We start from the raw sequence: 14189 nt of genomic DNA, 5'->3' as shown, positions 1-14189 counted from the left end.
GCCGTTGCCGCGGCTTCCACCAGGGAGTCGAAAATGCGACATAAAGCCATTGCGATCATCGGCGGTTCCGGGTTTATCGGAAGCCATCTCGTCAACGCCCTCGTTGAAATGGGCAAAGACGTGCGCATCGCCACGCGGCGGCGCTACAACGCGCGCCATCTCACGCTGCTGCCTATCGACGTGATCGAAACCGATGTGTTCGATCCGGTGCAGCTTGCGCGCTTTGTCGAAGGCACCGACTGCGTGATCAACCTGGTCGGCACGCTGCACGGCAAACGCCGCACGCCCTACGGTCCCGAATTCGCGCGCGCGCATGTCGAACTGCCCACGCGAATCGCCGCGGCTTGCGAAGGCAAGGGCGTGCATCGGCTGATTCATCTGAGCGCGCTCGGCGCGGACTCGAACGGCCCGAGCATGTACTCGCGCTCGAAGGGCGACGGCGAGAAAGCGGTGCACGCGGCGAATCTTGCATGGACGGTGTTCCGGCCGTCGGTGGTGTTCGGGCCCGAAGACCAGTTCCTGAACAAGTTCGCGTTTTTGCAGCGCATCTTTCCGGTGATCCCGCTGGCCATGCCGGACGCGAAGTTTCAGCCCGTTTATGTCGGCGACGTGGCCAAAGCCATTGTCAATGTGCTCGATCTCGACGCGGCCAACGGCAAGACCTATGAACTCGGCGGCCCGAGCGTGTATACGCTCGAACAGCTAGTCAAATATTGCGGCGACGTGATCGGCCGGCACGCGAGCATCATCCGTCTGCCCGACGCGCTCGCGCGCATGCAGGCGATGACCTTCGAAATGGCGCCGGGCGAACCGGTTATCACGCGCGACAATCTCGACTCCATGAAAGTCGACAACGTGCTGAGCCGCCCGCTTGCGCCCGAGCTGGGCATCGAGCCCGCCAGCATCGAAACCATTGCGCCCGTCTATCTGACCGGTGCGTCGTCACGTTCGCGTTTCGATGCATTCCGCGCGAGCGCCGGGCGCTGATCTCTTTTACTTTTTTCCACTCTTCATACGAACCGGCATGAAGCTGCTTATTGGTGACAAGAACTATTCATCGTGGTCGATGCGGCCATGGCTGCTGCTGAAGCACTTCGGCATTGCGTTCGACGAAGTGCTGATTCATCTGAACCAGCCGGGCACGAATGCCGCGGTCCTCGCGCACGCGCCGAACGGGCCAGGCAAAATTCCCTGTCTGATCGACGATGCGGGCGAGGCGATCTGGGACTCGCTCGCCATTGCCGAGACGCTCGCCGAGCGTTTCCCGCAGCACGCGCTATGGCCGCGCGACCCGGCGGCGCGCGCGCGCGCCCGCAGCATCAGCGCCGAGATGCACTCGGGCTTCGGCGAATTGCGCTCGAACATGTGGATGAACATTCGCGCGTCGTTTCCCGGCAAGAACGCGAAGCCCGGCGTGCTCGCCGACATCGCGCGTATCGAGACGATCTGGCGCGACTGCCTCGCCACCTACGGTGGGCCGTTCCTGTTCGGCGAATTCAGTATTGCCGACGCCATGTATGCGCCGGTGGCCATGCGCTTTAACACGTGGCAGCCGGCGTTGTCGGAGACGTCGCAGGCTTATGTTCGTCGACTGATGCAAGAGCCGGCGGTCAAAGCATGGATCGACGACGCGTTGAGCGACACCTACGCTGTGCCGTATCTCGACGAATGCCCATGAATATCTATGCAGTAGGCGGCGCGATTCGCGACGAACTGCTCGGCGTGCCGGTGCAGGACCGCGATTACGTCGTGGTCGGCGCGACGCCCGAGCAGATGGTCGCGCAGGGTTATCGTCCGGTGGGCAAAGACTTTCCGGTGTTCCTGCATCCCGAGACGCATGAGGAATACGCGCTCGCGCGCACCGAGCGGAAGACGGCCGCCGGCTATCACGGCTTCCAGTTTTTCTATGCGCCGGACGTGACGCTCGAAGAAGACCTCGCGCGCCGCGACCTGACCATCAACGCGATGGCGCGCGAAGTGCGCCCCGACGGCGAGCTGACCGGGCCGGTCGTCGATCCGTTCGGCGGCCAGCGCGACTTGCAGGCCAAACTTTTCCGCCATGTCAGCGACGCGTTCCTGGAAGATCCCGTGCGCATTTTGCGGATCGCGCGTTTCGCTGCGCGCTTCGCAGATTTCACCGTCGCGCCGGAGACACTCGCGCTGATGCGCAAGATGGTCGCCGACGGCGAAGTGGACGCGCTCGTCGCCGAACGCGTCTGGCAGGAGGTGTCGCGCGGCCTGATGGAAAAAAAGCCGTCGCGCATGTTCGCGGTTTTGCGCGAGTGCGGCGCGTTGGCGCGGATTCTGCCGGAGATCGACGCGCTCTTCGGCGTTCCCCAGCGCGCGGACTATCACCCGGAGGTGGATACGGGCGTGCACGTGATGATGGTGCTCGACCACGCCGCGCAGCAGGGCTACGCGCTGCCCGTGCGATTCGCCGCGCTGACGCACGACCTCGGCAAGGCCACTACGCCGCCAGACATCCTGCCGCGCCACCTCGGCCACGAAGGACGCAGCGTCGATCTGCTCAAGCCGCTGTGCGAGCGCCTGCGCGTGCCGAACGACTGCCGCGACCTCGCGCTGCTGGTCGCGCGCGAGCACGGCAACATTCATCGCGTGATGGAAATGGGCGCGGCTGCGCTCGTGCGGCTGCTGGAGCGCGGCGACGCGATTCGCAAGCCTTCGCGCTTTGCCGAAGCCTTGCAGGCGTGCGAGGCGGACGCGCGCGGGCGGCTCGGTTGCGAGGCGCGGGAGTATCCGCAGGCGGAGCGGCTGAGAGTCGCGCTCGTCGCCGCGCGCGGCGTGGATGCGGGCGCTGTCGCGAAGCGGTTTGCCGATGCGCCGGCGGGGATCAAGGACGCCGTGCACGAGGAGCGCGTGCGCGCGGTGGCGGCGGCGCTGGGGTGAGTGTGTGGCGGCTCGCGCTCGCGCCGCACCTCCGCGAAAACGCGGCGAAAACGCAGCGCAAGCGCAACACCACGCAGCGCGGCTTCTACAAAAGTCTGGCGATAAGCGAGAGCAGCATCGACAGCAACAGTGTCGACATGAACGGGAAATGATATTCGCGTCCGAACAGACGCAGCGTCACGTCGCCCGGCATGCGTCCGATGCCCAGCTTGCGCAGCCACGGCCAGCAGGCCGACAGCACAGCCAGGGCGACAAAGGTGGTCAGCAGCCAGCGGATCATCGCGCGTAGCCCGGCATTACAAGGTGTGCGAGCGGTCGCCGCTGGAGAACGCCTGCAGGGTGTCGTCGAGCCCGCGCGAGAATGCGATCACCTTGAAGAGCTCGCCCATTTCGGCCTCCGAGAGCAGCTTCTGCACCGCATTCGCCGCGGGCAGAAAGCGCGCGGTGTCGGCGGGATCGATTTCGGCGAGCGCGTCCGTCATGCCCGCGTTCAGCAGGAAGCGCGCTTGCGACGTGAAGCCGAGCAGGTCCGCACCGGTCTCCACGCCCGCTTCGGCGATGCCGGTAAATTCCACGTGCGCGGTAATGTCCTGCAGGCCGGGATAGACAAACGGATCGCCGTGCGCGCGATGGCGGTAGTGGCACATCAGCGTGCCTTGGGTGCGCTGCGGGTGGTAGTACTCGTGACGCGGGAATCCGTAGTCGATGAAAAACGCCGCGCCGCGCGCGAGCATCGTGCAAATGGTTCGCGTAAAGGCCCGCGCGGCGTCGTGCGTTTCGGCAATGTAATCGCCGCCCGCCGTGTCGATGTCGGACAGCAGCGCCAGCTCGGCCGACGCCGCGACCGGTCGGTCTTCGAAGGCGAACCGCCCGTCGCGCCAGATCACGCCGCGTTCGCGCCAGGCGCCGTCCGCGCAGGCGAAGAGCCGCACGGGCATGGCGTCCAGCACTTCGTTGCCGATCACCACGCCTTCGAAGCGCTCGGGCAGCGCGTCCAGCCAGCGCACTTTGCCGGCGAGCGCGGGGGCCGCGGCGTCGATGGTCTCGCGCTGGCGCTCGCGCAGTTCGCCGGACAGATCGACAATGGAATAGCTGTCGAACTCCGCGCCCAGCGCTGCCAGCGCGTTCAGCAGGCCGGCCGCGAGCTTGCCGGTGCCGGCGCCGAACTCCATCACGTCGCGCGTGCCGCTTGCCTGCAAGGCTTCCGCGATGGGGCGCGCGAGCGTGGCCGCGAAGAGCGGCGACAGCTCCGGCGCGGTGACGAAGTCGCTGCCGTCGTCGCCGCGCAGGCCGAACTTGCGGGCGCCGCCGCTGTAATAGCCGAGACCGGGCGCGTACAGCGCGCGCTCCATGTAGCGGTCGAACGGCATCCAGCCGCCGGCGTCGTCGAGCTCGGCCCGAATCCGCGCGACGAGCGCCTCGGACTGCGCCAGCGCGCTCGGGCCGGGAACAGGTAAACTATCGGGTTGGTGAGCTTTCGGATTCATTCCCGCATTGTAAATGACCGCTTCTACGGACACCGCCGCCGCCCGCGCGCCCGACGCGCCGCGCGTCGTGCTGATTACCGGCGCCGCGCGCCGCATCGGACGCGCGCTCGCGCTCGGCTTTGCCGCGCAAGGCTGGGACGTCGCCGTGCACTATGGCGCCTCGCGGCGCGAAGCCGAAGAAGTGGTCGGAGAAATCACCGCGCTGGGTCGCCGGGCGGTGGCTTTGCACGCCGAGCTGGGCGACGAGACGCAGGTCGCGGGCTTGTTGCCGGCCTGTAGTGCGGCGCTTGGCCGGCCGGCGTGCATCGTCAACAATGCGTCGCGCTTCGAGGAAGACACGGCGTGCAACGTCGGCTATGAGCTGCTGCTCAAGCTGACCGCGATGAACCTGGGCGCGCCGCTCGTCCTCGCGCGCATGCTGTACGACGCGACGCCCCCCGTCGCGCTGACGGACGAAACGCAGCGCAGCGTGGTGATCAACGTGCTGGACCAGAAGCTGTACAACATGAACCCGGACTACCTGTCCTACACGCTGTCGAAGGCGGCGTTGCAGACCGCCACCGTCGCGCTCGCGCAGGCGCTGGCGCCGAAAGTCCGCGTGGTCGGGCTCGCGCCGGGTCTCACCATGCAATCCGGCGGCCAGACCGCGGAAAGTTTCGCGGCCGCTCACCGTGTAACGCCTTTGGGCCGCGCGTCGCGGCCGGAGGATATTGTCGCCGCCGCGCTGTATCTCGCGGACGCAACCGGCGTCACAGGAACGACGCTGGTGGTCGACGGCGGGCAGCACCTCGTGCCGCTGCCGCGCGACGTAATGTTTTTGACGGGCGCCTAACTCAGGTCCGCGCCCCTTTGCGTGCCACGCACGCTTTTTTCGACTGGAACGAACATGTTTGCCGCTCTTTCGCATCCCCGGCTCGCCGATTGCCGCCGGCTCTTTCTGCGCAATTACGAAGTGCACATCAACATCGGCGTGCACGATTTCGAAAAGCGCGGCGAACAGCGCGTCGTGATCAACGTCGAACTGTTCGTGCCGCTCGCGCTGTCCACGCCGGTGGAGGACAAGCTGGCCGAGGTCGTCGACTATGATTTCATGCGCTCCACCATTTCGCGCCGCGTCGAGCAAGGCCATATTCACTTGCAGGAAACGCTCTGCGACGACCTCGTGAAGACCATGCTCGCGCATCCGCAGGTGCGGGCCGCGCGCGTTTCGACCGAGAAGCCGGATGTTTATCCCGACTGCGACGCAGTGGGCGTCGAAGTGTTCCGCATCAAGGAGGACTGAGGCATGAACGCGCCGGACATCATCGACGACACCACGCCCGCCGCGCGCCAGAAGTCGCCGCTCACGCGCCGCGAGCAGAAGGAAGCGTACGAGAACAACAAGCTCTTCAAGCGGCTCGCGCGTCAGGTCGGCCAGGCGATCGGCGACTTCAACATGATCGAGAACGGCGACAAGGTGATGGTGTGCCTGTCGGGCGGCAAAGACAGCTACGCGATGCTCGACATTCTGATGCGCTTGCGCGAGCGCGCGCCGATCGACTTCGACATCGTCGCGGTGAATCTCGACCAGAAGCAGCCCGGCTTTCCGGAACACGTGCTGCCCGAGTACCTGAAGCAACTGGACATTCCGTTTCACATCGAGAATCAGGACACCTACAGCATCGTCAAGCGGCTGGTGCCGGAAGGCAAAACCACCTGCTCGCTGTGCTCGCGGCTGCGGCGCGGCATTCTCTACCGCGTGGCGGGTGAGCTGGGCGCGACGAAGATCGCGCTCGGCCATCATCGCGACGACATTCTGCAAACGCTGCTGCTCAATCTGTTCTATGGCGGCAAGCTGAAAGGCATGCCGCCAAAGCTGCAATCCGACGACGGCAAGAACATCGTGATTCGCCCGCTCGCCTACGTGAAGGAAACCGATCTGGAAAAGTACGCGGAGTTGCGCGAGTTCCCGATTATTCCGTGCAACCTGTGCGGCAGTCAGCCGAACCTGAAACGCGCGGAAATGAAGGCGCTGATCCGCGATTGGGAGAAGCGCTTTCCTGGCCGCATCGAGAACATGTTCAACGCGTTGTCGAACGTGGTTCCGTCGCATCTGATGGATCACAAGCTGTTTCCGTTCGCCGGCCTGCGCGCGACCGGCGAGGCCGACCCGCAAGGCGATATCGCTTTCGACGAAGAGCCGTGTTCGACGGATGCCAACGAGGGCGCGCCGCTTGGCGCGGCGCGGCCGATCTCGATCGTGCAGTTTGACGATCTTTGACCGGAATTCCTGCAAAAAAGGCGCTTGGGCACTTACTTTCGCTTGCAATGTGGCCGCTTTCGCGGCCATTTTCGCAAGAGGGTGCGTGATAGAATCGTCGGCTCCAAACTCGTCTATTTGCCGACGCCATGAACATCGTGATTTTGGCGGCAGGCACCGGTAAGCGCATGCGTTCCGCGCTGCCCAAGGTGCTCCATCCTCTGGCTGGCCGGCCGCTCCTCGCTCATGTCATCGACACTGCCCGCACGCTGAAGCCTACGCGCCTCGTCGTCGTTATCGGACATGGGGCGGAAGCGGTCCGCGAAACGGTTGCCGCGCCCGACCTGCAATTCGCCGTGCAGGAGCAACAGCTCGGCACCGGCCACGCGGTGCAGCAGGCCTTGCCGCTTCTCGATCCCTCGGTGCCTACGCTCGTGCTTTACGGCGACGTGCCGCTCACGCGCGCGAGCACCTTGCAGGCGCTCGTCGAACGTGCGGGCAGTCACGCCTACGGCGTGCTGACCGTCACGCTGGCGGATCCGACGGGCTACGGCCGTATCGTGCGCGATCCGCAGGGCAACGTCTCGCGCATCGTCGAGCAGAAAGATGCGAGCGCGGACCAGCTTCTCATCGACGAAATCAACACCGGCATTGTCGTGGCGCCCACGGAGCGGCTGTCGGGCTGGCTCGCCGCGCTGAAGAACGACAACGCGCAAGGCGAGTTCTATCTGACCGACGCCGTCGAAATGGCCATCGAGGCGGGTCTGGAAGTCGTCACCACGCAGCCGCAGGACGAGTGGGAAACGCTCGGCGTGAACAGCAAGCAGCAGTTGGCGGAGCTCGAGCGGATTCATCAGCGCAATGTGGCGGAGGCGTTGCTCGTGGCCGGCGTGACGCTTGCCGATCCGGCGCGCGTGGACGTGCGCGGCACGCTGGAATGCGGCCGCGACGTGTCGATCGACGTGAACTGCGTGTTCGAAGGCCACGTCATACTGGCCGACAATGTGACGATCGGACCGAACTGCGTGATCCGCAACGCGAGTATCGGCGCGGGCACGCGGGTCGACGCGTTCACGCATATCGAAGGCGCGCAGGTCGGCGCGAAGGTCGTGCTCGGACCGTATGCGCGTCTGCGGCCGGGCGCGTCGCTCGGCGACGAAACGCATGTCGGCAATTTCGTCGAGGTGAAAAACGCGGTGCTCGGCCACGGCTCCAAGGCGAACCATCTCACGTATATCGGCGACTCGGACATCGGCGCGCGCGTGAATATCGGCGCGGGCACCATCACCTGCAACTACGACGGCGCAAACAAATTCCGGACGATCATTGAAGACGATGTGTTCGTCGGCTCCGACACGCAACTGGTTGCGCCGGTGCGCGTGAAGCGCGGCGCGACAATCGCGGCAGGCACGACGGTCTGGAAGGACGTCGAGCAGGACGCGCTCGTGCTGAACGACAAGACCCAGACCAGCAAGTCGGGCTACGTGCGCCCGACCAAAAAGAAAAATTGACGGAGAGGCGCGGGCGGCGCGAAGCGCGCCCCGCAAAATTCCAGCACTCAATAGGAACAGACCATGTGCGGCATTGTCGGCGCGGCAGCGCAACGTAATATCGTCCCCGTCCTGATCGAAGGACTGCGGCGCCTCGAATATCGCGGCTACGACTCGTGCGGCGTCGCAGTGCTGGGCGACAGCGGCCCGGCGCGCGCGCGCAGCGTCGCGCGCGTCGCCGATCTCGACGATCAGGTGCGCGACAGCCACCTCGGCGGCATCACGGGCATCGCGCATACGCGCTGGGCCACGCACGGCGCGCCGGTGACCGACAACGCGCATCCGATCTTCTCGAAAGATGCGCTCGCGTTGGTACACAACGGCATCATCGAAAACTATGAGCCGCTGCGCGAGATGTTGCGTGGCAAGGGTTACACGTTTGTCTCGCAGACCGACACCGAGGTTATCGCGCACCTGATTCACAGCCTGTATCGCGGCGATCTGTTCGCGGCTGTGCGCGAGGCCGTCGCGCAATTGCACGGCGCGTATGCGATTGCAGTGCTGCATAAGGACGAGCCGCATACCGTGGTCGGCGCGCGCCAAGGCTCGCCGCTCGTGGTCGGGCTCGGCGAGGGCGAGAACTTCCTCGCCTCGGACGCGCTTGCGCTGGCGGGCAGCACCGAGCGTTTCATCTTCCTCGAGGAAGGCGACGTGTGCGAACTCACGCTCGAAGGCGTGCATATCGCCGACCGCGAAGGCAACGAAGCGCGGCGCGAAGTGCGGCAGGTTGCGGCCTACGGCGGCGCCGTGGAACTCGGCCCGTATCGTCACTTCATGCAGAAGGAAATTTTCGAGCAGCCGCGCGCGATCTCGGACACGATTCCGCAATCCGATTCGTTCGAGGCGTCGCTGTTCGGCGAAGGCGCGGACAAAGTCTTCGCGGACATCGACAATCTGCTGATTCTTGCGTGCGGCACGAGCTACTACTCGGGGCTCACGGCGAAGTACTGGCTCGAGTCGATTGCGAAAATTCCGACACAGGTCGAAATTGCCAGCGAGTATCGCTACCGCGAGTCGGTGCCGAACCCGAAGTCGCTCGTCGTGGTCATTTCGCAATCGGGCGAGACCGCGGATACGCTCGCGGCGCTCAAGCACGCGCAGGAACTGGGGCATCGTCATACGCTGGCCGTGTGCAACGTCAGCACGAGCGCAATGGTGCGCCAGACGGAGTTGGCGTTTCTCACGCATGCGGGCCGCGAGATCGGCGTGGCCTCCACCAAGGCGTTCACCACGCAGCTGGTCGCGCTCTTCGTGCTGGCCGTGACGCTCGCCAAGCTGCGCGGCCGCGTGAGCCCGCAGCAGGAAGCCGAATACTTCAAGCAGCTGCGCCATTTGCCGGCTGCGCTGAACAGCGTGCTGGCGCTGGAGCCGCAGATCATCGCGTGGTCGGAGGAATTTTCGCGCAAGGAACATGCGCTCTTCCTCGGACGCGGCATGCATTATCCGATTGCGCTAGAAGGCGCCTTGAAGCTGAAGGAAATTTCCTATATTCACGCGGAAGCGTATCCGGCGGGCGAGTTGAAGCACGGGCCGCTCGCGCTGGTCACGGAGGCGATGCCGGTCGTGACGGTGGCGCCGAACGACGCGCTGCTGGAGAAGCTGAAATCGAACATTCAGGAAGTGCGCGCCCGCGGCGGCCAGCTGTACGTTTTCGCGGATGCGGACACGAAGATCGTCAACGACGACGGCATCCACGTGATTCGCATGCCGGAGCACTATGGTCTGCTCTCGCCGATCCTGCATGTCGTACCGCTGCAGTTGCTCGCGTATCACACGGCCTGCGCGCGAGGCACGGATGTGGATAAGCCGCGGAATCTCGCCAAGTCCGTCACGGTGGAGTGAGGGGTGGGTCGCGTGGGCGATTGAGTTAGGGCATCAAACATAAACGCCGGCTATATAGCCGGCGTTTTTTTGCGCCGTCGGCCGTCTTATGTCGCGGTCGCCAAGGAATCCGCGTCCCGAGGCCTCGCTCGCTCACAACTCCGGCCGGGCGAGGTCGCTTGTCGCGATGTGTTCGCCGTAGACCTGCGCGGCGGCGATGGCTTCCAGCTTAGTCGGGTAGGGGCCGAGTTCCGGCGCGCCGTCGAAAGGGAACAGCACGCGGCCGTCCGTCGTACGAACCACCTTCAATACGCCGAAGAAGCGCCGATAGCCGGCGAGTCGGGACGTCGCCGAAATTTCGAAATCGTCCTCAGACGTTGCGGGGACGCTTGGGATGAATGCGGTCTTGCTCATACTGGGGACTTCTCGTGTTCGGTCAGTCTGCGGTTGCCGCGGGGCAAACCGCCGTAACGGACGGCGGTTTATCGTGGCACGACCAGCATTGTCTCAAATCTCAAGGAGGCGCAGGGTCGCCACTGAGGGGAACGCGGCGACCGGGTGCTCCCCTGAGTCAGATTTGCAACTAACAGATAAATTATCAGCCCCTCAAAACCATCGTCTCCAGCACGCCGACGCGCCCGGCACTCGGCGACATCGCGGCTTTCCCGACCCACCCCGAGCCCCGGATCCGCACCCCAACCACTAGCTGCCTATTTTTAAGGCAAGGTTATAATGCGCTGACTTTTTCCTCAGACGTTTGCCATGAACCGGTTACTCTGCCTGATTCTGCTTTCGCTCGGTGTCGCGCAATCCGCGATGGCCGAGGAAAATGGCGACCGTGTGTCCGCGTATCTGACGCAGAAATTCGGCATCGCGAAAGAAAAGGCTGAAAAGATTTCGGATGCCGTGCAATCGGCGGCGTCGAAATATTCGTTGCCGCCTGCGCTGCTGCTGGCCATCATCTCGATCGAATCGCGCTTCAAGGAAAAGGCCAAGGGCGCGAATGGCGCAACGGGGCTCATGCAGGTCGTGCCGAGTGCGCACCGCGGGCTTTTGCGCAACGTGAAAGATCTTACCGAGCCGACGGCGAACATCGAGGTGGGCTCCGCGATCCTGTACGGCTACATGCGCTCGGCAAACGGCGACATGAACGCCGCGCTCAAGAGTTATGGCGGCTCGCAAGCCTACGCGCAGAAAGTGAGCTTGCGCGCGGGCGACTTCGCGAACGTCGCCACCCGGGAAGACTCAGCGAAAAATGCAGACGCCCAGGCGGGCGTCTGCGATGCGCGCGTGGCCGGTCGCTGCCCGGCCGCGTCGGGCAATTGGACGAATGCGTTTGCTGTCCCTTCCGCGGGTGCTGTGAGCACCAATGCTGGCGCCAGCGGCGCCGTCAGCGCGGCGGGACTGTCGGCGACATCGAACTGAACGCCGGCGCTCACGGCCTTTTGCCATGCGCCGCGTCTTGGTCAGACGCATCAACTGAGCGCTTCTCACTCTCGCTGAGATCCTGCTCCCAGTCACACCTTGAAGACAGCCGCAATTCGCGCACGGTCGGCTTTGCTGCGCGCTTTTTACGCACGCGCGACAACCGCTCTACAATGCATTGCCTTCGCGGTTCGCCCCTCGTCTACGCAGCGTTTCTGATCGACCATGCCTACCTCGCTTTTCAAGACCCCCGCCGCCTCGCTGTGCGGCCTCTTCATGCTCGCCGCATGCAGCAGCGCGCCGACGCCGAAGTTCCAGCAGGAACTCTTCGAGACCGGCGCGAGCCCGTATGCGCGCAATTTCAACTCGAGCGTGACCGACACCTGCGAAGCCGCGCGCCGCGCACTGCTGAGCCAAGGCTATTTGACGACGATGACGCGCAACGACACCGTCGACGGGACCAAGAACTTCCAGCCGTCTGGCGACACGCACGTGGTCGTCGAATTTCACGTGGTCTGCACGCCCGGCGAAGAGGCGAGCAGTACGAGCATCGTCTACGTCAATGCGGTGCAAAACGGCTTTGCGCTGAAGAAGAGCGATACGTCGGCGAGCGTCGGGCTGAGCGTGCTCGGTTCGCTCTCGTTGCCGATCCGCTCGAACAGCGACGCCATGGTGAAAATCTCCAGCGAAACGATTCCGTCGGGCAAGTTCTACGACCGCTTCTTCGGTCTCGTCGATCATTATCTGCAGACGGTGGTGCGGACTCAGCCTGTCGTCAATGACCGCATCGAGACGCATGTGTTGCCGGTCCCGGTGGAGGCTGCGCCAGTAACGGCAACAGCACCGGCTATAGCGCCGGCACCCGCACCGCTATCGACACCCGCAGCGCAAACCCCCGACCTCTCGATCAATAAAGCCGCCGCTCTCGCGCCTGCGAGCGAAGCCGGCACCCTCCGTTAAGTTCCAAGACCCTGCGTTGCCACGGAACGCGGCGCGCTTCGCTTGCAAACGCAGCGCGCCGCGGCAGTTGTCCTATGTCGTTTACTTTCTTCGTATACATACGTAGTAGTAGTTAAGGAACCTCTGCAAAACTCCTTCTTAAAGTAACGGTTAGGGATACTATCAGTAGATGAACGACTTGGAGGCATCACGATGACGCAACTTCATCTCGGCTTGAACCTGTCAACCAAACGCACGCGCAAGCGCGAGTTTCTCGACGAGATGAGACGCGTCGTGCCTTGGTCGAGGCTGATTGCGTTGATCGAGCCGCATTATCCGAAGGGGAAAACTGGGCGTCCGCCATTTCCGGTTGCGACGATGTTGCAGGTGCACTTCATGCAGCAGTGGTTCGGTCTGTCGGATCCGGCGATGGAAGAAGCACTCTACGATGTCCCGCTGTATCGCGAGTTCGCGGGCCTCGATGGTGCGATGACCCGTCTCCCGGACGAAACGACCATCTTGCGGTTTCGGCGTCTACTTGAAACACATGGTATCGCCGCGAAGATCCTCGCGGTAGTCAACGAGATATTGAGCGAGAAGGGCTTGATGCTTAAGGCGGGTTCGGCTGTCGACGCCACGTTGATTGCAGCGCCTAGCTCGACGAAGAACGGCTCCGGTTCACGCGACCCAGAGATGCAGTCGACCCAGAAAGGCCGCAACTGGTACTTCGGCATGAAAGCGCACGTCGGCGTGGACGCGGACTCAGGCCTGGTTCACACAGTCGTCGGAACAGCGGCTAACGTACACGACATCAACGCAGCACTATCGTTGTTGCACGGCGAAGAAACAGATGTTTACGCGGACGCTGGATATCGGGGCATCGAAAAACGGCAGCAAAAGGGCTCGGCTCGATGGCATGTTGCGATGCGACCCAGCAAGCGAAGACAACTGAACTTGAAGAACCGTGTCGATGCAATCTACGACAAAATCGAACGACTGAAGGCCGGCATTCGTGCGAAGGTCGAACATCCTTTCCGAATCCTCAAGCGACAGTTTGGTTACCTAAAGACGCGATACCGGGGACTGGCGAAGAACACCGCTCAGATCACTACGTTACTTGCGCTGGGCAATTTATGGATGATGCGCAAGGCGCTGCACAAAGCGTAGAGATGCCGCGCACAACGAAGTGGGCCTCTGGCTCTCGCTCCATTTGACAAACCGTGCGCCCTAGCGACTCTCTCACCGACATTGGCGGCCCGACATGTCGCGACAAAACATCAGCCCCGGCATCTGTTCGCGTCCTGCCATCGTCTGTGTAGGACGCAGGTTTTTTGAAACGTGTTGTGCAGAGCTTCCTTAACAAGGGTAAGTCCGCTCTGTGGATAACCGCCGATTCTTCCGTTACATCAAGGTAATGGGAATCCGATAACCGCGCGGGACGGCTCTGCAGAAAGACGGCCAGAGCGGGATAAGTTTTGCGGCGCGTGACGCCGTGCCCGCCTTATCAAGATTCGGCGCACAGGCTGTTCCATGCGCTATCCCAACGTTATGCAAAGGCCGGTGTGGATAACTGGCCGGGCGCAGCACTCCGCGCGAGTGCGGCTTTCGTCTGGCGTTTGCTCGCGAGCGTACAGATGGCTTTGCCCGTCGCGCGCAAATTGAAGGCGGACGGTACGAAGATTGCGTGTGTGTTTTTGCGAGCGCAACTGTTGCTATTTTGTCAAAACCGGTTTGGCAACGCCCGATCCAGGCATAGAGTTAAAGTGATCTCTGAAGTAATTGGTGCAGTGCGGGGGTGTGGAATGAAGCGCAAAACAGCAC

Annotated in this window: 14 protein-coding genes; 11 read left to right on the top strand and 3 right to left on the bottom strand. The window is 63.4% G+C overall.

Annotated features, from left to right (window positions below; genetic code table 11):
• Window positions 1-33 precede the first annotated feature (33 nt).
• From HV711_RS15510 to HV711_RS15500, 3 genes are read left to right on the top strand one after another with little or no spacing between them, the layout of a single operon-like run.
• Window positions 34-987, top strand: a complete 954-nt coding sequence (locus tag HV711_RS15510; RefSeq protein ID WP_013589882.1) for a complex I NDUFA9 subunit family protein — start codon at window positions 34-36, stop codon at window positions 985-987.
• A 37-nt stretch (window positions 988-1024) separates the two neighbouring features.
• Window positions 1025-1678: a glutathione S-transferase family protein gene (locus tag HV711_RS15505; RefSeq protein ID WP_013589881.1), complete on the top strand. Its 654-nt coding sequence runs from the start codon at window positions 1025-1027 to the stop codon at window positions 1676-1678.
• Window positions 1675-2907 (top strand): multifunctional CCA addition/repair protein, encoded by a 1233-nt coding sequence (locus tag HV711_RS15500; protein ID WP_028362245.1) that lies wholly within the window; start codon window positions 1675-1677, stop codon window positions 2905-2907. Before HV711_RS15505 ends, HV711_RS15500 begins: the two co-directional genes overlap by 4 nt.
• 85 nt (window positions 2908-2992) lie before the next feature.
• Here HV711_RS15500 and HV711_RS15495 read toward each other — a convergent pair whose 3' ends face one another.
• Together HV711_RS15495 and HV711_RS15490 are read right to left on the bottom strand one after the other, a co-directional pair.
• A complete protein-coding gene (locus HV711_RS15495; protein WP_013589879.1) occupies window positions 2993-3187 on the bottom strand; it encodes a DUF2905 domain-containing protein in 195 nt (64 codons plus the stop codon).
• Window positions 3188-3203: 16 nt separating this feature from the next.
• Entirely contained in the window at window positions 3204-4394 is a 1191-nt protein-coding gene (locus HV711_RS15490) for a class I SAM-dependent methyltransferase (protein WP_035484040.1), read from the bottom strand.
• 13 nt (window positions 4395-4407) lie between these two features.
• Here HV711_RS15490 and HV711_RS15485 point away from each other — a divergent pair, with 13 nt between their 5' ends.
• The 5 genes from HV711_RS15485 (at window position 4408) to glmS (ending at window position 10025) form a co-directional block, all read left to right on the top strand.
• On the top strand, window positions 4408-5226 hold the full coding sequence (locus HV711_RS15485; RefSeq protein ID WP_035484038.1) for an SDR family oxidoreductase: 819 nt from the start codon (window positions 4408-4410) through the stop codon (window positions 5224-5226).
• Between the two features lie 54 nt (window positions 5227-5280).
• The gene (locus HV711_RS15480) at window positions 5281-5676 is read left to right on the top strand and encodes a dihydroneopterin aldolase (protein ID WP_013589876.1); all 396 of its coding nucleotides are present in this window, start codon (window positions 5281-5283) and stop codon (window positions 5674-5676) included.
• A gap of 3 nt (window positions 5677-5679) precedes the next feature.
• Window positions 5680-6654 (top strand): tRNA 2-thiocytidine(32) synthetase TtcA, encoded by a 975-nt coding sequence (gene ttcA, locus HV711_RS15475; protein WP_013589875.1) that lies wholly within the window; start codon window positions 5680-5682, stop codon window positions 6652-6654.
• A gap of 128 nt (window positions 6655-6782) precedes the next feature.
• Window positions 6783-8144 carry a bifunctional UDP-N-acetylglucosamine diphosphorylase/glucosamine-1-phosphate N-acetyltransferase GlmU gene (glmU, locus tag HV711_RS15470; protein ID WP_035484035.1) on the top strand — a complete coding sequence of 454 codons (1362 nt, stop codon included), beginning with the start codon at window positions 6783-6785 and terminating at the stop codon, window positions 8142-8144.
• Between the two features lie 63 nt (window positions 8145-8207).
• Window positions 8208-10025 carry a glutamine--fructose-6-phosphate transaminase (isomerizing) gene (glmS, locus tag HV711_RS15465; RefSeq protein WP_028362241.1) on the top strand — a complete coding sequence of 606 codons (1818 nt, stop codon included), beginning with the start codon at window positions 8208-8210 and terminating at the stop codon, window positions 10023-10025.
• A 132-nt stretch (window positions 10026-10157) separates the two neighbouring features.
• On the opposite strand, the gene HV711_RS15460 is transcribed toward glmS, so the two are convergent.
• Entirely contained in the window at window positions 10158-10418 is a 261-nt protein-coding gene (locus tag HV711_RS15460) for a DUF6723 family protein (RefSeq protein ID WP_013589872.1), read from the bottom strand.
• A 348-nt stretch (window positions 10419-10766) separates the two neighbouring features.
• On the opposite strand from HV711_RS15460, the gene HV711_RS15455 reads away from it, so the two are divergent.
• The 3 genes from HV711_RS15455 to HV711_RS15445 all read left to right on the top strand — a co-directional run bounded on the left by HV711_RS15455 (window position 10767) and on the right by HV711_RS15445 (window position 13535).
• Complete coding sequence (locus HV711_RS15455; RefSeq protein ID WP_035484033.1) at window positions 10767-11429, top strand: transglycosylase SLT domain-containing protein; 663 nt, start codon at window positions 10767-10769, stop codon at window positions 11427-11429.
• 225 nt (window positions 11430-11654) lie between these two features.
• Entirely contained in the window at window positions 11655-12389 is a 735-nt protein-coding gene (locus HV711_RS15450; protein WP_035484031.1) for a DUF2242 domain-containing protein, read from the top strand.
• A 192-nt stretch (window positions 12390-12581) separates the two neighbouring features.
• Entirely contained in the window at window positions 12582-13535 is a 954-nt protein-coding gene (locus HV711_RS15445) for an IS5 family transposase (RefSeq protein WP_035484719.1), read from the top strand.
• The last annotated feature ends 654 nt before the right edge of the window (window positions 13536-14189 follow it).

It is taken from the genome of Paraburkholderia phenoliruptrix (genome assembly GCF_902859825.1).
GTDB lineage: Bacteria > Pseudomonadota > Gammaproteobacteria > Burkholderiales > Burkholderiaceae > Paraburkholderia > Paraburkholderia phenoliruptrix.
This window is presented reverse-complemented; position numbering and strand designations above follow the sequence as displayed.